This window comes from Psychrobacter sp. ER1 (assembly GCF_048631835.1).
In the GTDB taxonomy this organism is placed as follows: Bacteria; Pseudomonadota; Gammaproteobacteria; order Pseudomonadales; family Moraxellaceae; genus Psychrobacter.
Genome location: NZ_CP184640.1, coordinates 2,794,584 through 2,813,605, shown reverse-complemented (window position 1 = coordinate 2,813,605; position 19,022 = coordinate 2,794,584). Strand labels below are relative to the sequence as shown.

Sequence of the window (19,022 nt, the reverse complement as noted above, 5' to 3'; positions counted from 1 at the left end):
ATGTATTATTACTAGGAGAGAAAAGATTATGGAAAATCAAGGAAACTTAACCCGTCGTGACGATAAAGTTTGGCTAAAAACGTATGAAGAACTTGGTCTGGAGTATGACATTGAGTTGCCAGCCGACAATACGTCACTTATCGATATTTTCGAAAAAGCTTCGCTGAAAATGCTGATAAAACTGCCTATATCTGCATGGGTTCATCGTTAAGCTTCCAAGAAGTAGATTTATACAGCCGTCAAATGGCCGCTTATCTACAGTCATTAGGATTGGTCAAAGGCGATAAAGTTGCGGTCATGATGCCCAACATTTTGCAGTTACCAATCTCTGTCATCGCTGTACTGCGTGCAGGCTTTACCTTAGTCAACGTCAACCCTCTGTACACTACCAGAGAGCTCGAGCATCAATTGACTGATTCAGAAGCCAAAGTGCTGATCATGGTCGAAAACTTTGCTAAAACCTATCAAGACATCGGTCGCAATGTGGTCGATAAAGTCGTGATTACGGGTATGGGCGATTTGATGGGTACGCTCAAAGGCTTTATGGTCAATACGGTCGTCCGCCATGTCAAAAAAATGGTGCCAGACTATAGTATTTCTAATAGCGTTAGTTTCAAAAGTGCATTAAAGCAAGTCACGGCTAGCAAATATAAGCGCCCAACCAATATCACGCTTGATGATATCGCTGTCCTACAGTATACCGGTGGTACGACAGGTGTGGCAAAAGGTGCGATGCTAACGCACAAAAACTTGGTGGCAAACTTAATTCAGTCTAATACCTTTTTGGGCACCGCTTTTGATGATTTAGATCAAAGAGGTGAGCAACCTGTGATTATGACGGCATTGCCGATGTATCATATTTTCTCATTTACCGTATGTGGCATGTTCGGTCTGTATCGCGGTTGTGTGGTGCTATTAGTACCAAACCCACGTGATCTTGATAGCTTGTTAAAAGCATATAAAGCCAATCCACCAGCGTTCTTCCCAGCGGTCAACACGTTGTTTAACGCACTTGCCAATAACGAAGAATTTATCGCGATGGATCATAGCAAGCTGCGTCAGTCGATGGGTGGTGGCATGGCGGTACTGAGCCCAACAGCCGAAAAATGGCGCCAAGTGACAGGTAATATTATTATTCAAGGTTATGGCTTGTCTGAAACATCACCAGTCGCGACCGCTAACCCTAGCAACAGCAAGACATTCACTGGCACTATTGGTGTCCCTATGCCAGCAACCGATGTGGCGATCTTAGATGATGCAGGTAATGAAGTAGCACTTGGTGAGCGCGGCGAGATTAGTGTTCGTGGTCCACAGGTCATGAAAGGTTACTGGAACCGTGAAGATGCTACTGCCGAAGTCATGACAGCAGATGGATTCTTCCGTACTGGTGATATCGGTATTATGGCTGACAACGGATATGTGACCATCGTTGACCGCAAAAAAGACATGATTTTGGTGTCTGGTTTTAACGTTTATCCGAATGAAGTCGAAGAAGTCATGGCTGGACATCCTAAGATTTTAGAATGTGGTGTCATCGGTATCGAAGATGAGAAGAGCGGTGAGATTCCTAAGATCTATGTTGTCCGTAACGATCCAAGTCTGACCACCGAAGAAGTTCTTGAGTACGGTAAAGAGAACCTAACAGGTTATAAGCGTCCTCGTCGTGTTGAGTTTATTGATGAGCTACCAAAATCGAACGTTGGTAAGATTTTGCGTAAAGATCTACGCGTACTTGAAGAAAAAAATCACGGTTAATTTGCTGATACACGCACCTAGATAGTCGTTTGATAGATGTGTGTATTAACCAAAGACACTTGCGAAAGTGATGCACGATTAGATACTGTCGTAATTAAAGTAGTAACCAAAAATGATAAGGCTGCAACCATGCTGTCTTATCATTTTTTTGTCTTTATCGCTTTTGACATTTGCGGATGACAGCTACTATTAATAGAGAATATCTATTAAAACTGCTATAGTGCCCATCGACGTATTTTTGTTTTTATCCAAAAAATCGTACTGGTTTTGCTTAAGACAACTAGTGAAATCATGGTAGTAAATATCGTTTTCGACTTGGTCGTGCTGAGTGGTAGTATTATTTATCATAGACCCAGTAACACACTTTAATTTGCAAAGCTTATGAATGATAAACCCGATCATACTTATCTATTTCTTATTCATAAGCTTCTGCTGTCAGCAATAATCATAAAAAATGGTGTTTCCATTAGCATATTCAATGTTTTTAACAGTAACATTTAGGGAAAATTATGACGGATAATATTAATAAAGAAACGACAGATAATAGCGCTGCAACTGACGATAAAGCCAATACTACTAACGACGTTTATCAAAGCAATGCGTTTCCTACTATGCCGACCATCGACAGTGATAGTCCGTGGCTGAGCGCTTATGAGCGCTATAGCATCGATGCTACTATCGAGATGCCAGAAGACAATACCTCTCTACTTGATGTGTTCGAGCGTAATTTTAGCCGTTATGGTCAAAAACCTGCCTATATCTGCATGGGCTCATCGATTACTTTTAAGCAATTAGATCTATATAGCCGACAGATTGCTAGCTATTTGCAGTCAATAGGACTGGTCGCAGGCGATAAAGTTGGGGTAATGATGCCCAACGTCTTGCAGTATCCAGTGGTCGCTTTGGGTATCATTCGTGCAGGGATGGTGTTGGTCAATGTAAACCCTCTATACACCAGCCGTGAGCTATCACATCAGTTGCATGACAGTGGTGCTAAAGCACTATTTATTGTTGAAAACTTTGCCAAGACGTATCAAGATGCCGAAGACAAAGGTCAGGTAGAGCATGTAGTCGTGTGTACCATTGGCGATATGCTAGGTACGATTAAAGGAGCTGTGGTTAACCTTGTGGCTCGTCATGTCAAAAAGATGATTCCTGCTTATAGCATACCGAATAGCGTGAGTTTCAAGCATGCTCTGAATGCTGAATCAGCCAGTAAGTACCAACGCCCTGAGTTAAACTTGAGTGATGTGGCCTTGCTGCAATATACTGGTGGTACGACGGGAGTAGCGAAAGGGGCAATGCTGTCTCACGGTAATCTAGTCGCCAACATGTTACAGGTCAGTGCGCTGATGAACAGTGCATTTGATGATGATATAGATGGTAGAGACGTGATTTTGACCGCACTGCCGCTATATCATGTATTCTCATTTATGGTCTGCGGCATGTGTAGTATGTATCAAGGCTATGCCTCGCTACTCATTCCGAATCCGCGCGATCTTGATGGTCTTATCAAAGAGATGGCCAAGTATAAGCCAGCGTTTATTCCTGCTGTAAATACCTTGTTTAATGGCTTAGTACACAAAGATAACTTTGCTGATTTAGACTTTTCTAATCTAAAAGCGTCTATCGGCGGTGGTATGTCAGTATTGCCTAGCGTAGCGAAAGAGTGGCATAAAATCACTGGTCTGCCTATCGTTGAAGGTTATGGCTTGTCTGAGACTTCACCCGTGGTGGCTTTCAATCCGATGACTATTGCGGAATTTACCGGAAAAATCGGTATTCCTGCGCCTAGTACCGATATCGTACTCATTGATGATGACGAAAATATAGTAGCCATGGGCGATCGTGGTGAAATCTGCGTAAAAGGTCCACAGGTCATGATTGGTTACCAGAATCGTCCGAAAGAAACTGCTGAATCCTTTACGGCTAGTGGTTACTTAAAAACTGGCGATATCGGCATTATGGATGAAAAAGGCTTTATCAAAATTGTCGATCGCAAAAAGATATGATTTTGGTGTCTGGTTTTAACGTCTATCCAAACGAAATCGAAGAGGCGATGAGTGAGCATCCAGCAGTCGTAGAGTGCGGTGCTATTGGTGTTCCAAACGATGATCGCGGCGAAGAGCCAAAGCTGTTTGTGGTCAAAAAAGGCAACGTGACTGAAAAAGAGCTACTAGAATATGGCAAAAAACAACTGACTGGCTATAAGCGCCCACGTCATATACAGTTCGTTGACGAATTACCAAAGTCGAACGTTGGCAAAATCCTACGTAAGGAATTGCGTAAGATGGAAGGGTTAGAATAGTTTATATCTGACATTCTGATGATAACGGTGGCGTAATGGCAGGAGCGAATCTTGCTATTGCGCCGTTGTCACGTTAGGATATCTTAAGATTTTAGTCGACTACATACCTATCAATGTGTTTACTAACGACTGATAGGTATTTTTATGACACTGCTTTTATAACATTGTACTAGGAATTTTTATGCGTATTGACAATCGTGAGCTTGACCAACTTCGCTCGATCAGCTTTGAGCGCCATTATACGAAGCATGCTGAAGGGTCAGTACTGGTAAGTTTTGGCGATACCAAAGTACTATGTACTGCCAGTGTAGAGTCTGGTGTGCCGCGCTGGCTCAAAGGTAAAGGCAAGGTTGGATCACAGCTGAGTATGGTATGTTGCCACGTGCGACCAACACGCGCAATCAGCGTGAAGCGGCTCGCGGTAAGCAGTCAGGTCGTACGCAAGAGATTCAGCGTTTGATTGGTCGTAGCTTGCGTGCCATGATTGATCTGAGTAAGCTTGGTGAAAACACCATCTATCTAGATTGCGATGTGCTGCAAGCGGATGGTGGTACTCGTACGGCTAGTATCACTGGTGCTGCAATTGCGCTTATCGATGCGCTAGAGAGTATCCAAAAGGCCAAGAAACTCAAAGCAGATCCGCTAATCGGACTGGTTGCTGCGGTTTCTGTTGGTATGAAAGATGGCGAAGCGTATCTTGATCTGAACTACGAAGAAGACTCTAGCTGCGATACCGACTTGAACGTCGTGATGACCCAAAAGGCGAGTACATTGAGCTACAAGGTACTGCTGAAGAAAAGCCGTTCACTCGTGCTCAAGCAGATGCTATGCTGTCATTAGCTGAAAAAGGCATCGCTGAATTGATTAAAATGCAACAGACAGCGCTTGGTTGGTAGACTAGCGTTTAGATTCAACATACTGTCTTTGTTTTTGGTGTCAATAACTGCCTGTTAGCTGCTAATAGGCAGTTTTTTAATAGAAAATATTCGTACATTACGTAATAGGTAACAACACATGCTCAAGCTGACAGATGATGGCGCCAAAATCACCTTACAAGGGCAATCGAATGCTGCTGATAATGGCATGTTTTGGTTTGGTTCTGCATTATTGGTAGGGGCTGTCGCAGTCGCTATGGCGATGAGCTTGTTACCTGAGCGTTTAGCTATCGGTGCACTTGCACTGCTTATCATTGGTAGCTTTATTTTTAATAAAAAGCGCCAACAGCTTAAAAAGGCTATGAGCGGTATGATTAGTAGCGGTACATTGTGGGTAAGGGCTGGCGAGTTGGTCCATGACAATCTAGGTAAGCGTGAGCATATTCATTTAACGGATGGCGATAAGATAACGTTGATTGGCGAGCAATTACAGATTGTCGATAGTAGTGACGTCCGCAAATATTATATTACTGGTTTTGAGAGTGCTCAAGAAGCAAAAGCTGCGAAAGCTATCTTAGAAGGGCAAGCGCTAACGAAACGTCATGTAAATATCAAAATGAAGAGTAATTAGTATCTTTTCTCAATTTTATACTTTATGAAAGCATAGCTATTATCTTTGTGCTATCCAAACTTCTAATTCGAATATCGTTTTAAATTTCACTTAGCGCATCTCCCCAATATTGTCATTCATCAGTATACTTATACCGTCTATCACCTATCGCAGGCGAATAGTGCTTGCAGATTTGTGCGCAAATGGTTTATAAGTAGGATTATAAAGTTCATTCTTACTATTATCGACACTGTCATTGAGATCTGATTGACAAGGAGTTAGTCATGCTGCGTTTGTCTATACCGTCAGTCGCCGCGTCAAGCGGTTTATTACTATTTACCTGCGGCATGGTAGGGCAAGCCCATGCAGATAGTATGAGTATGCTTATCGCCCAAAAATCTATTCAACCAACGATGAATACGTCCTATCGTTATCCTGAGGTACAGCGTTCAGCACCTACAGTCTTACCAACGTTTTTGTCAGGCAACTATGACAATGTCGATAGCGAGTATCTACCGCTATTGAGCAATGCTGAGAAGCAAAGTAGTATGGCAGCACGTGAGGTGGTCAGTACCGCACGCAAAATGGCACTTAACGAGCGCACGATTATTCAGGGTGGCTGCTGGGACTATTTAAATGCTGTATTCAATCGGGCAGGGGTATCGCGTAATACCATACACAAAGGCACTTATGCGCAAGGGCCCTATGCTAGTAGCAGCGAGATTGAAGCAGGTGACTGGCTCTATTATATCAATCATGGCTACAATGGCGTCGAGCATAGTGGACTGTTCGTCGGTTGGGTTGATGAGCGTGCCGAAGCAGGCATTGATACTGAGCTATGCTGGCGAAAATCGCCGTGAACCAGCTCGTTACCGCGTGTACGATTTAAGCAATGTTTATCAAATTATGCGCCCTAGTGTTTAGTGTTTAGTTTTTGATATTTCCAGTTTGACACCATGTTCTATAAGTGAATAAAAAAGCGTCCGCAACTCATTGAAGTTACGGACGCTTTTATTTTGCATGTCTAATTGGTTTTCTTATGCTAAAACGGTTTTACCACGACTAGAATGACGATAATCACTAAGGCGAAGACAGGCACTTCGTTAAACCAGCGCCAGAATTTATGCGTTTTATAATGTGGATTATCAATTAGCTTTTTACGATAAAAGCCGCAAGCACCATGATAGCCTGACAGTAGCACTACTAATAGCAATTTAACATGTAGCCAGCCTTGGGTTTTATAGACATCCCATCCCAGCCCTAACATCCATAGACCAAAGATCCATGTCGCTATCATCGATGGGGTCATGATACCGCGATATAGCTTGCGCTCCATAATGGCAAAGCGCTCATGGCTGATGCTATCGTCACTCATCGCATGATAGACAAACAGGCGCGGCAAATAGAATATCGCCGCAAACCAGCAGACCATCGAGATAATGTGTGCCGCTTTAATCCAGTTAAAATAATCTGCCATCATAGTTTCTCTTGCTTAGCTTGTATTTTTTAGCGTGGGCTTAATCTGCCAACACAACTTGTGTTTGATGACCATTCATCGCATCTATCACAGGCAGTACTTTAGGTGCTCTTGGTGCGGCAAACTGTTTGGTTAGGCCAAGCTCACGCATGAGTCTGTCGTCGCCTGATTGGCTTGCGTTACCAGTGGTAAGAAGCTTGTCACCATAAAAGAATGAGTTAGCACCTGCCATAAAGGCTAATGCTTGCTCAGAATCAGATAGACTTTCGCGACCAGCAGATAAGCGCACGTAGCTAGTCGGGCAGCAAATACGGGCGACCGCAATAGTACGAATCCATTCAAGTACAGACAGCTGACCTTCGGCCAATACTTTGTCACCAATCGGTGTACCTGCAATAGGCACCAGTAAGTTGACTGGAATTGATTCAGGCGCTTTTGGCATTTTTAGCAGCTCAAGTACCCAATCGATGCGGTCATCACGGCTTTCGCCCATACCAACGATATTACCACTACAGACATTAATGCCAGAGTTACGCACGTTTTCTATCGTATCTAAACGCTCATCATAGCTACGCGTGCTAACGACTTGCTCATAGTAACTGCGCGAAGTATCTAGGTTATGGTTGTAATAATCCAGCCCTGCATTGGCCAACTGTGTTGCTTGATTGGTATCGAGCATACCCAGTGTCATACAAGTCTCAAGTCCCAATGCTTTGACTTCTTTGATCAGCTCAACCACATAAGGCATGTCTTTAGCACTTGGATGTTTCCACGCGGCACCCATGCAGAAGCGCGATGAGCCACTGTTTTTGGCACGTTTGGCCGCTGCGATGACTTTGTCAACTTCTATACGCTTTTCTGCTTGTAGTTTGGTGGTGTCGCGATGATGGCCTGACTGTGAGCAGTAGCCGCAATCTTCAGGGCAGTTGCCCGTTTTGATAGAGAGTAGCGTGCTGATCTGTACTTCATTAGCAGTAAAATGCTTTCTATGGATGGTTTGTGCTTGTAACAGCAAGTCCATTAGAGGTAAATTAAACAGTTGCGCGATTTCTTCACGGCTATACGTCGTAGCTACTTTACTATCAGTTTGAGTCGCGTCTGTGGCTAGATTGGCCAAAAAATCACTATTGGTCGCATCTGGCTGAGTGGCTAGATCAGTTGGCTGGGTGGCGTCAGGTTCGGAGATGCTAAGCAATCCTGCCATAAGGTAAGTCCTTTTATAAGAATGAGAGGGTATTAAATAAAACCAATGTTTTTATCTATTGTCATTTATAAGGTAACAAAAAAGGTTGCCGTATAGTATACCGCAACCTTTTTAGAAAATCAGAACACTGCTAGACAGTATGTATAATTGTCACAGTAGCGCACATAAATAGTAACTATACGTTTGGCTATTTAGTTCTATATCATCCATTCTACCAATGACTACCGCTCAGTGCACCATTCTTTTTATTTACCAAGTTTGTGCTTGGCGATACCAACCCAATGCTCAGCAAATTTCTGGGCTTTATAAGCGTAAGGTTTGGCTTTTTGAATATATGGTTTGCACTCTTCTGGGATAGCTGGGACGATATGCTTAGCAAGTTTGTTGAACCACATCATTAGGCTATAGTCGCCTTCGATGCTCAAGTTACCTTCTTGTACAGCAGTCATAAAGGCAGGCAAGCTACCTTTGGTTAGCAATCTAACACCAGTCATAGAATCTTTAAAAGTGATGGTCAAATCGGCTTCTTTTGCATGACCACTTTGTTGACTAAACTGTCCATTGTCAAAGCTAAAAGTGCGGGCGATATCAGACTCAGTACTAGCAAACTCAATCGTAACTTGGCGATCAGCGAATAACGCTTTGACATCTTCGTTATTGCTATCAGCTAACATAGACAAACGATAGCCAACAACAGCCAATAAAGCATCTAATGGATCAGGTTTGATATCTAATACAGGAACAGTAAACATAGCAGAACTCCTAAAGAAATGAGGCATAAAAATAAAGCGTACTTTATACCAGTTTTTATGACAAATATATAACTGGATTATAAACTATCATAAGGTGTCAACTCTTTAGGAGTTAAGTAGAGAGCGTTAAGTATCTTGTAACATTCGATGTCACTGACGTAAGTAAGGTATTGATATAGACAAGTAGAGGTATAAATAGGACGGTTTTAACGGAAACGTGGCTGATAGTTATCATCATAGACGGGAGTGTGTTCGATATAGCGTGCGGCTTCTAGCTCACGTTGCTGGCTAACTGACTGACTTACGTCATCATAGCGTAATGCCCGATACAGTACCCAAGCTGCCAACGGTAACCAACTGATGCCCATAGCGATGATATAGCGATGCCATGACGATAGCTCCATAAACATAGGGCGACCTGCTAATATATTTTGAATCAACTCAACGGTGAACCAGTAAGCCATACCGCCAAACAGATATAGCAGTAGCCAACGATATGACGAAAAGGCGAGCACCCCTACTAAACTGGCTAGCAGTCCATAACCAAGCCATGCCGCGCCGCTCCATGCCTCTACACCGATAAAAGAAAATATAGTCATTAACATCATTCATCTCGCTATTCATAAGGTGAATTCCAATGAGACTATTATGAGAGGTTATTGAGTAAAGCTGAAGAGGGTACAGGCGACTTTGCGACAACCGTTGACGTTTGGTTTTTAGCTTGTTTTGCGATATTTGATTGCTAGATTTTAGGCTAAGCGCCGTGAGGAATGGCGCTTATTTTGAGGAATACGGAAATGGTTTTTCTAGTCTAGGACGACGTTTATTAGCTAGCAAACCAGGCCAAACTAGAAAGCAGGATTGACATTTTGCTAAATACTTAGCCTCGATTGGTACGATTACCCCACCACGATAATAACGAAACTAGAATAGCACCGAGTAGCATAAGTCCTATTGTCGTTGACCACTGTGCGCCAGTAGGATATTGCCATGGCATGACATTATGGACGGCTTCAGTATTTAACGAGCCTAGCGCATCTACTTTCCATGGCCATACTTTTATTAGAGAGCCTGCGATAAAGCCTGTCAGCAATGCCAAAGTAGCTTGGTAATAATGCGAGAGTAGCCATTTAAGTGCGCGCGTGAATAGCAGTAGCCCAGTTGCCATGCCCGCAATGACTGTGAAAATGGCACTCAGATTCATCGTGTCGACTGCTTCTAATACCGCATCGTAAGCGCCTAGCAATAGTAAAATAAAAGACCCTGATATCCCTGGTAGGATCATGGCACAAATAGCAATTGCCCCTGCAAAAAATAGATACGGTAAGCTAGGCGTGGTCGTGAGTAACGGCATACTACTGATAACTACGGCGGCAATAAGCCCAGTCGCGAACAGTGCGACACGCCCTATATTCCAGCGTTTAATTTCACTGAGTAAGATAAATACCGTTGCAACGACCAGTCCAAAAAGAATGACCAAATAAGCAATGGTTGATTGTCCAATAAATGCTTAATGATACCGGCCAACGTTGCAAAGCTAGTGGCAATGCCTAGTAGCAAACACAATAGAAATGTCGCGTCTACTTGTCGCCAAATCGCCGCGAATCCTTTGATGCCACCTTCCTGACGAAATATCGTCCAAAGATTGGGGCCGATACTGCCAAGTGCGTTAATCAAGCGCTCGTAAATCCCTGCAATCAGCGCAATGGTGCCGCCAGAGACACCAGGTACGATATCAGCTGCTCCCATGGCCATACCTCTGACATAGATACCTACCAGCTGCTTAGGGCTATCGGTACGTAAAGGTACCGTATCTTGCTCTAGTGGCGTTGACGGCTGAGTTGGCCGTGGAGATTGTGGTGCCGTCATGGGTATTCCTTTATCATTTAAAAATAAGTGTTATCTGAAAGTAAGCATTAGATAAAAACAGGCGTTAGCTAAACATCAGTATGAATAGAATATTGTATGAATTATCATCACGTACTAAGGCATGTCTTCAATTCATTTGATAGTCGTTTAACTGGACTAAAATGGCTAAATCTTGTCAGACATCGTCAAATAGCTAGTTGATATACCGATACTATCTACGCTACTTTTCTTGTTTAAACCACGCCTTAAAGCATAAAAGCCAGATTAATGACAAAACATTAACCTAGCTTATTGAATGGCATAAAGCGTTCTGCAATTACTCAGTAGGCGCTAGTGCTGGATAGCCAAGAGCGTACAGAGTACCTTCAAGTCCTGTCACGTTGATAGCGGCATCAGCACGTGCTTGAACGATTGGTTTGGCATGATAGGCCACACCCAGATCGGCCAGCGCCATCATCGGTAAGTCATTAGCACCGTCACCGATACAGACCACTTGTGACATCTCAATGCCTAAGCGCTCAGCAGTATGCTCAACGATAGCGGCTTTTTGGCACCATTGACAATAGGCCACTGTACATGACCAGTGACTTCACCTTCCTCGATATCTAGAGCGTTGGCATGTACTTCATCGATACCCAGCTGCTCAGCGATATAACGGGCAAAATAAGTAAAGCCGCCTGATACTAGCACCGTATGATAACCCAATGCTTTTAGCGCACTGATCGTCGTGCGTGCACCAGTCGATAATGTTAGACGACTACAGATATCATCCAGCACATCAGTAGAAGTGCCCTTTAGCAAAGCCACACGCTGAGCAAATGATTCATCAAAATCAATTTCACCGCGCATTGCTGCTTCAGTGATGGCTTCGACTTCTTCACCAATCCCAGCCGTTTTTGCTAGCTCTACGATGACTTCTTGCTCGATCAAGGTTGAATCCATATCGAAGCAGGCAAGTTTGTGCGTCCGTAGCATATGACCGACAGACAAGATATGACAGTCTACGACGTTTATGTTGCCTGTGCTATCTGCACTGCGTGTATTGTTATATTCTTCAGTTAGGTCACGACGCAGGCGAGCGGTCAGCTGATCATCAATAATGTGAGCGGCTGCGGTTTTTTTGCCAGGGTGCATTAGTGTGTCAGTGACTGGTACCAGCAGATAACGGTAGACCTGAGTATGGGTAAAGGGTAGGCGCTGTGCGTCTGCTGCTGTAGGCTCTGTATCAGACACCGTGATATTGACGAAGCTAGCGTCAGTATCTTCGGCAACGGTCACTAGATGCCAGCTTGGCTGCTCATCGACCCACGACTGAACGTACTGATGAATATCCAATGCAGATACCTGAGTCGGTAGTACTACGATGAGCGCAAAAACAGGTAGCGACTGTAGCGCATCAAAGTCTTGCAAATTGGTATCTTCGGGTAATAATGCCGCAATAGAATCAACGGCTTGTTGCCATGCTTTGCTGTCTTTTGGTAACGAATAAGATGTATTTTTTGGCATGGCTCAATTGTCCCTTGTATGCTCATATAAGATTAGGAATAATAACAGTTTTACTGGGCAGCGCCTATAGATGACGCGCAAAGTAACAATGATGCTAAAAAACAGATTTCATGGCGTAAGAAGCCATAGAAAATGCAATAAAGTTATTATGATAAATTTATAAAGCGCTCACGCTATAAGGCTTATTATGGTGATATAGTAGATGAGATAAGCTGGCTTGTTTACCGACGGTGCTTTCTTATTAACGATGCCTTCGCAAAAGATTGTAAGGCAAAAGATAGCGAAGCTAGCAACAATATTGATAGTGTTGATAGTCATTAATAAGCAGTACTGCTTTATAACTATGTGCGCATCACAGTTGGCGCACATCACAATTGTTTAAAAATTAGCCAAAAAATGAGCAATAGACTCGTTTTTTAATTTCTTTTCTCCAAAAAAGTTTAACATATCATGACGTATTTAGCGCCGCGGCAAGGGTTGTTTGCCATTATTCTTCTGGTTAGTTTTTGTTTGCAGACGCTGTTATTGGTCATCAGTACCGACCAGCAGCTGAGCAAAAGTCGTGCGTTAAAAGGCGAGCAGATGGTCGCCCAGCTGATTGATGAAGCAAGGTTGTCTTTAGAAAATAAAGACCGTGTGAGTTTAAGCGTTATTGCCAATCGCTATACCAGCGAGCAAGACGTCACACGGATACTGATTAAAGACAACAACGATGATATTTTGGTGCCAGTAGGCAATGCGCCGATGCAGCAAGGTGACACCATTCGTCAAATCGCCACCAATGGCGATGCAGTCATCGGTAGCGTTGCATTGACCCTAAAGGACGTCAGCAAAGGCGAGATCATCGCCATGCAATGGCCGTTCGTCATCGGCACCATGCTGCTACATTTACTGCTTTGGTTGATTTACGGTTACCTCGCTCGTCCGACCAAAGAGCAAATCAATGCATTGAGTCGAGATATCCAAGAGCTGTATCGCGACCAATATAGACCAGTCGATCAACGCGGCTACGACCGTGAACTTGAGCGCCAGTCAACGGGTCAATCAGCTTCTCACATGTCAGATGGTCAAGTAGCGACGGATAATACGGCTAATGTCACAGATGACGAAGTGACTAATGCACGCAAATTTAATGTGCATAATGAAGTGAACGAGTATCTTAGAACCCAGCAAAACCAAGAGGCAGGTAGCGATACTGACAATCTAATGAGTGCGGGTGAAGGTAGCGAAAGTGAAATAGTAGATACAGACGGTGTTGCTCCTCAAGCTACTAGCCATACGTCTAAGCTATCTGCCACACGGTCTGTTGATAGCGTCAAAGTTCAAATCGTATTCCATGATGAGTTCAATATGCTTGAACGCCTTGCACCTGCGCAGCGTCTTCCATATCTAGCACTCTGTACCCAGCTACTCAATCAAGCCGTGACTGAGTTGCTAAGACAGCCATTGCTACTGGGCGTGAGTGCGATGAATGAAGCGCACTTTGAAGACAATGGTGCAAGTGTGGTACTAAAGGCTGATAATAGCCATGCGAAAGTGGCACTCGCAGGCGTGATGCTTGCCAAGCTATATTTAATGCTTAACAAAATTATCCATGATAAGCATATTGAGCTGTCACGTTTTGCTTTGCCAGCGAAAGCGGGCGTGAGTGATGATGCGCAGTCAGAGCCAATGACTCACTTGCTCCAGAGTATCGGCAAAAAGAGCAGCTATTGATACTATTGCCAAATGCCGGTCTCAAGCAAATCAGCAATCATGTACAAGTACATAACATCATGCGTCCAACCACTGTCTATGAGCGCGAGTGTGCGATATTTGATGGGGCTAATGACTCATTGATTCAGCGTTTGGCTGATGTGCGCAATGCAGTTCTAATGATTGAAGATGAGGGTGAGCTAGACATTTAATGCCGACTGTATTTGGTCATTTATATTACAATTGTCTGTTATATAGCCTACTAGACTATCTTAATCGTAGAGATGAAATGTACCATATTGCGAAAAAGGATTGACAACATTCAATAGAGACTTTATAAGGCATATATATATTGATGTATTCTTAATACCCTTGCCTAAAAATGATAGGAGTTTGTCATGAGTGACGCTGATATTGACGACGATTTTGATGATGATTTTGTCGACGATGATGATGCAAAGATGGTTGAAGAAGCTGAGACGAGCGTACGCACACGTTTAAGTAGTCTTGAAAAACGTCGGCTAATCGATAATTTGCTAGAAGAAAAGCGTTTGGCTAAAGAGTTAAAAGACGATCTAGACGACATAGACAACTTCGATGAAGACGGCGATGATTGGGATGATGACGATTTTTAATTTGTCAGCATCAGTCGTTTCAGTGGACTAAAGTGCTTTAGTGGCTACTTTGACAGCAGTGGCTATTTTAATGACTAAAATTATTTAGCCAGTCGAATTGGTTGCCTGCTATTTGTTACTTTTCTAATTTTCTAGGGTTGCTCGCAACCAGTTCATCTCGATAATACCTACCTGATAGAGGTTGCTTGAGTTTGATTAACTAAGCAGCCTTTAGTCTTAAAATAAGTACTCGTCCTCTTTTATTTAACCGATCGCCCACTGCGATTGATGACATCTATCTGCTAAGGAAAACCAAATTATGAGTAACCAACTAAGTTTTGATGAATTACTAGACTATTTGGACAATCAAGAAAGCCAGTTCGTGCTAGATAGTGTCGCAGCGCATGGTTTTTTGACAGCGACGGTCATCGGTCGTCCATTGCCTAACTGGATGGATGCCCTGTTCGAAGGTCACGTAAGTGAGATTCCAGAAAACGTTATCGATGGCATCAAACGCTGGCGCGATTCGATCATGGCTGAGTTAAAAAACGAGACGCCTATTGAATTACCATTTGGTGAAGATGCTGGTAACGAAGAAGTGGCGGTTGATTTCTCTGACGAGTCAGACATCGTTGCTTGGTCAATCGGTTTCGTCGATGCCATGTATGGTGATGAAGCAAGCGACTGGTTTGAAGATCAAGAAACGGCAGAAGACGTCGCGGTATTGACCTTGCCTATGATCGTACTAAGCGGTATCGATGATGAAGATCCAGAGCTGTCTGAGATGCGTAAAGACGAAGACAAAATGGTACAGATGGCCAATAGTATCGAAGGTAATTTGACTGAATTGTTTTTGTTGTTTCATACCAACGATTAATAATATTAAGAAACAGCGCTGCTAGCAGTGCTGTTTTTGTCTTGTCTATGCTGTATCGCAGCGTCTTGATTTACTATACGTTTTATAAGTCACCGATAAGGTCATCCTATGACTGTGCAACTCTCTAACCTTGAACACTTACCTAACTATCAAATTACCGAGCGCCTAGACGTGGTGTACGGTAGTACCGTGCGTTCAAAGCACGTTGGTAAAGACTTGTTTGCTGGGTTAAAAAACATCGTTGGCGGCGAACTGACGGCTTATACCGAGCTATTAGAAGAGTCACGCCAAGAGGCAATCGATCGCATGATTGTCAAAGCAGAGGCGTTAGGTGCTGATGCGGTGGTCGGTCTGCGTTTTTCGACTTCTAGTATCGCCCAAGGTGCCTCAGAGCTATTTGTTTATGGTACGGCGGTCAAGGTCGCGCCGATATCACAGCAACAATATCAAAACCCACCAAGCGATGGTTACAACCATTCTAATCAAAATGTGAGTACTCAGACCCAAGTCGCACCCGATGATTTACCGCGCTTCAATCCTTTTGGTTGATCCTAAAATACTAAAAACTACCATACTAAATCCTATAATGCTAAAAGCACCGATGCTTTTTATGATGAGAAACGTGCTATGAATGATTCACTCACGCAAATGCTCATCAACTATGGGCCGTTTGTCTTCTTATTCGCGGCTGGCTGGTTCTTCGGCTCGCGCCATGAGCGTCAGCATTTGGCACAGCTAACAGTAGCAGAGCAAGCATTAGGCGATATCACTGTCTCAAGCGAACGCTTATACCGTCCCAAGTTAGCAGCCGGTAGTGAAGGGGAGCTTGTGCTTGGTAGTGTCGTCATCGCTCAAGATTATTTCAAAATGATTATCGCTCGCGTATTAAGTGTCTTCGGCAAAAACTTAACCACTTATGAGACTTTGCTAGATCGTGCGCGCCGCGAAGCCATCGTTCGTATGCGGACTGAGGCAAAAGCCAAAGGCTACACGCATATCTACGGGTTACGTCTTGAGGTAACCAATGTCAACCAATTAGGCAGTATGGTCGAAGCCATTGCCTACGGTACGGCAGTGATTAGTATTGACCATATTAAACCCACATCTGCTGTAAATCATAAAACCTCCGCTTAAATCATTTCTACTTTTTTATCAAGTGCAAAAACCTATAATTGACTGACGAGTAGTCAGAAAAATCAAAACCATACACTTTTACAACGATATACTGAATTTTGCCGTTCCGTTATTATTTCGGTTCGTAGTAACCAGTTTTATCAAAAATTGTCGGTTTAAAAAACACGACTGTATGAAAAAGTGTCATATAAAGAGCTGACAACGTCGGTGGCTTTTACCCAAGATATCAGCAGGATTGGCTGATTGAGCATGACGAGGTTGTCATAAACCTGCCCGTGTAAGGGCTCTATCTACAAGGATGTAGTTATGGAAGGTGTTGAGTTAGTCACGTTTATAAATGCAAAAGTCATTCCCATTAGTATCTTTTTGATTATGATGGGAATGGGATTGTCCTTAGTTACCAATGATTTTAAGAGAGTCGTCAAATACCCTAAAGCAGTCGCCATAGGCTTGACCAATCAGCTAATATTTTTACCGCTCGTAGGTTTTGCTTTGGCAACCACCATGTCTCTCGAGCCAGAGTATGCCGTTGGGGTTATGTTGCTAGTACTGTGTCCTGGTGGCACGACATCGAATCTATTTACCTATTTAGCCAAAGGTGACGTCGCACTTTCGGTCACCATGACCGCTATTGCCAGTGTCATTACCGTATTTACCATTCCTATTGTCCTCAGTTTTTCGCTCGTATACTTCATGGGTGCTGGTAGTGAGTTTCAGTTGCCAGTAGTCAAGACCATGATCAGCCTAATCGCTCTGACTATCTTACCCGTCAGTATTGGTATGTTGATCAAACGCTATGCGCCTAATGCGGCAGATAAGGGACAGGTAATGGTGTCTCGTTTTGGCGTGATATTCTTGAGCTTCTTGGTACTTTTCTTAAGTTATGTGCAACGAGACATTATCGTTGAAGCGTTAATCGCTACTGGCCCTGTGGCATTGATATTGAACGTATCGACGATGGCGCTTGGTTATTACACCAGTAAATGGTTCGGTCTAAATCCTGCACAAAGACGCTCGATTACTATGGAAGTCGGCCTACAAAACAGTACGCTTTCAATGTTTATGGCACTGACGCTATTGGCTAACTATAAGATGTCGATGACGCCAGCCATTTATACGCTAATCATGTTCTTGACCGCTGGTATCATGGTCAGAGTATTTACTGCCCAGCACAATAAAGCCAAAAGAACCGAGATAGAAAACAGCGTATTGGCAGCACGTAGAATGTAAGAGGTTTAAGATAACCGTAGTAACGCATTGTTGCGCAGTTGAGACAGTACTTGGCAAAAACCAACAGTGTATGATGCGATAAAAAAGCCCATAATCCGCTTTTTATAATGAAGCTGGTTATGGGCTTTTGTGTTTAGTGTTAGTTCTAACTCAAACCAGTTTAGCTCAAACCAATTTAGCTCAAGTCTAGAATCTTCGTCTGTCCATTTTCGCTCTTGCTTCGGCAGCTTGCTCTTTGACTTTTTCAATTTCAAATAAGAACGTACGGTTTTTGAGTACCGCGACAAACACCACACCGCCTACCGTATTACCCACCAATACCACGACTAAAAACACCAAATAACGCCAAAGACTGACGGTATTGCCATACAGTAAGGCAGAAAACACCTCAATATTACCCACGATACTATGATGCAAGCCTAAAAACCCAATACTACCAGTGATGAGCGTCACCAGTACGATACGGCTAAGCGTATCCCGTGCAGAGGTCACCAGCCATGCGGCCACGCCCATCATCCAACCTGCCAGTACCGCGCTACCAAAGATAACCCACCACTCAAAACCTAAGATATGCTCGGCATAGACATCGATGGCATGGTCTGTAAACAAGTGCATATGTAGCCCCAGACCAATCATTAACGCTGCAAAGATACAACCGCCAACGATATTACCAGCGATGACAATGCCCCATAGCCGCAGCAGTTTGTGCAGCGGCTCAATTTTATTTAAGACAGGCAAGCTCAAGAGGGAAGTCTGCTCTGTAAATAATAACGATTGACCAATCACCACGATAATAAAGCCGATCGGATACAGCAGTGACGACAGCACCATCGCATAGCGACTTGGTATCACGTCATTGAATAGAGCAAACGCTGATAAAATCATAAAAAAGCTTATGCCAATCTCTAACCCAGCCGTAAAGGCACTGGTAAATAGCGAGCCAAGTGAACGCTCAAAGGTTTCTTTTGCATGGATAACTTGCTCGACTAAGATGCTGGCGTAGCTTTTTGCTTGGCTTAGATTGTCATCACTGGCAACCTTTTTAATGGTTTCTTTGTCTTCGTCGCTGATTTCTTCTGGCAAGTCGTCATTTTCTAAGTCTTCAGTGGCTTTGAT

14 protein-coding genes and 5 pseudogenes are annotated in these 19,022 nt (G+C 43.4%); 12 read left to right on the top strand and 7 right to left on the bottom strand.

Going from position 1 to position 19,022, the window contains the following annotated elements; translation table 11 throughout:
- The first annotated feature begins 28 nt into the window (after nucleotides 1-28).
- The 5 genes and pseudogenes from ACOBWA_RS13120 (at nucleotide 29) to ACOBWA_RS13100 (ending at nucleotide 6,408) form a co-directional block, all read left to right on the top strand.
- Nucleotides 29-1,755 (top strand): annotated as a pseudogene (locus ACOBWA_RS13120) (AMP-binding protein).
- Nucleotides 1,756-2,366: 611 nt separating this feature from the next.
- Nucleotides 2,367-4,063, top strand: a pseudogene (locus ACOBWA_RS13115) (AMP-binding protein).
- A gap of 181 nt (nucleotides 4,064-4,244) precedes the next feature.
- Nucleotides 4,245-4,959 (top strand): annotated as a pseudogene (gene rph / locus ACOBWA_RS13110) (ribonuclease PH).
- A 118-nt stretch (nucleotides 4,960-5,077) separates the two neighbouring features.
- On the top strand, nucleotides 5,078-5,569 hold the full coding sequence (locus tag ACOBWA_RS13105) for a hypothetical protein (RefSeq protein WP_420229608.1): 492 nt from the start codon (nucleotides 5,078-5,080) through the stop codon (nucleotides 5,567-5,569).
- Nucleotides 5,570-5,832: 263 nt separating this feature from the next.
- Nucleotides 5,833-6,408 carry a hypothetical protein gene (locus tag ACOBWA_RS13100; RefSeq protein ID WP_420229607.1) on the top strand — a complete coding sequence of 192 codons (576 nt, stop codon included), beginning with the start codon at nucleotides 5,833-5,835 and terminating at the stop codon, nucleotides 6,406-6,408.
- Nucleotides 6,409-6,590: 182 nt separating this feature from the next.
- Here ACOBWA_RS13100 and hemJ read toward each other — a convergent pair whose 3' ends face one another.
- From hemJ to serB, 6 genes and pseudogenes are all read right to left on the bottom strand, one after another.
- A complete protein-coding gene (hemJ, locus tag ACOBWA_RS13095) occupies nucleotides 6,591-7,025 on the bottom strand; it encodes a protoporphyrinogen oxidase HemJ (protein ID WP_057762639.1) in 435 nt (144 codons plus the stop codon).
- A gap of 40 nt (nucleotides 7,026-7,065) precedes the next feature.
- Nucleotides 7,066-8,046: a biotin synthase BioB gene (gene bioB, locus ACOBWA_RS13090; protein ID WP_420230779.1), complete on the bottom strand. Its 981-nt coding sequence runs from the start codon at nucleotides 8,044-8,046 to the stop codon at nucleotides 7,066-7,068.
- 428 nt (nucleotides 8,047-8,474) lie between these two features.
- Nucleotides 8,475-8,981, bottom strand: a complete 507-nt coding sequence (locus tag ACOBWA_RS13085; protein ID WP_420229606.1) for an SCP2 sterol-binding domain-containing protein — start codon at nucleotides 8,979-8,981, stop codon at nucleotides 8,475-8,477.
- 206 nt (nucleotides 8,982-9,187) lie between these two features.
- Entirely contained in the window at nucleotides 9,188-9,580 is a 393-nt protein-coding gene (gene aciT / locus ACOBWA_RS13080; protein ID WP_420229605.1) for an AciT family ciprofloxacin tolerance protein, read from the bottom strand.
- Nucleotides 9,581-9,861: 281 nt separating this feature from the next.
- Nucleotides 9,862-10,730 (bottom strand): annotated as a pseudogene (locus ACOBWA_RS13075) (DUF368 domain-containing protein).
- 436 nt (nucleotides 10,731-11,166) lie between these two features.
- Nucleotides 11,167-12,356, bottom strand: a pseudogene (gene serB / locus ACOBWA_RS13070) (phosphoserine phosphatase SerB).
- A 450-nt stretch (nucleotides 12,357-12,806) separates the two neighbouring features.
- Between serB and ACOBWA_RS13065 the strand changes: the two are divergent.
- From ACOBWA_RS13065 to ACOBWA_RS13035, 7 genes are all read left to right on the top strand, one after another.
- Complete coding sequence (locus ACOBWA_RS13065) at nucleotides 12,807-14,072, top strand: hypothetical protein (RefSeq protein ID WP_420229604.1); 1,266 nt, start codon at nucleotides 12,807-12,809, stop codon at nucleotides 14,070-14,072.
- Nucleotides 14,069-14,263 (top strand): hypothetical protein, encoded by a 195-nt coding sequence (locus ACOBWA_RS13060; protein ID WP_420229603.1) that lies wholly within the window; start codon nucleotides 14,069-14,071, stop codon nucleotides 14,261-14,263. The genes ACOBWA_RS13065 and ACOBWA_RS13060 overlap by 4 nt, the downstream gene beginning before the upstream one ends.
- Before the next feature lie 186 nt (nucleotides 14,264-14,449).
- The gene (locus tag ACOBWA_RS13055; protein ID WP_057761656.1) at nucleotides 14,450-14,686 is read left to right on the top strand and encodes a PA3496 family putative envelope integrity protein; all 237 of its coding nucleotides are present in this window, start codon (nucleotides 14,450-14,452) and stop codon (nucleotides 14,684-14,686) included.
- Between the two features lie 298 nt (nucleotides 14,687-14,984).
- A complete protein-coding gene (locus ACOBWA_RS13050; RefSeq protein ID WP_057761653.1) occupies nucleotides 14,985-15,542 on the top strand; it encodes a YecA family protein in 558 nt (185 codons plus the stop codon).
- 108 nt (nucleotides 15,543-15,650) lie between these two features.
- Nucleotides 15,651-16,091, top strand: coding sequence for a YbjQ family protein (locus ACOBWA_RS13045; RefSeq protein WP_227526636.1), 441 nt, complete (start codon nucleotides 15,651-15,653; stop codon nucleotides 16,089-16,091).
- A 78-nt stretch (nucleotides 16,092-16,169) separates the two neighbouring features.
- Complete coding sequence (locus ACOBWA_RS13040) at nucleotides 16,170-16,676, top strand: YbjQ family protein (RefSeq protein ID WP_420229602.1); 507 nt, start codon at nucleotides 16,170-16,172, stop codon at nucleotides 16,674-16,676.
- A gap of 306 nt (nucleotides 16,677-16,982) precedes the next feature.
- Entirely contained in the window at nucleotides 16,983-17,906 is a 924-nt protein-coding gene (locus ACOBWA_RS13035) for a bile acid:sodium symporter family protein (RefSeq protein WP_179799341.1), read from the top strand.
- Nucleotides 17,907-18,092: 186 nt separating this feature from the next.
- On the opposite strand, the gene ACOBWA_RS13030 is transcribed toward ACOBWA_RS13035, so the two are convergent.
- Entirely contained in the window at nucleotides 18,093-18,989 is an 897-nt protein-coding gene (locus ACOBWA_RS13030) for a formate/nitrite transporter family protein (RefSeq protein ID WP_420229601.1), read from the bottom strand.
- Nucleotides 18,990-19,022 lie beyond the last annotated feature (33 nt).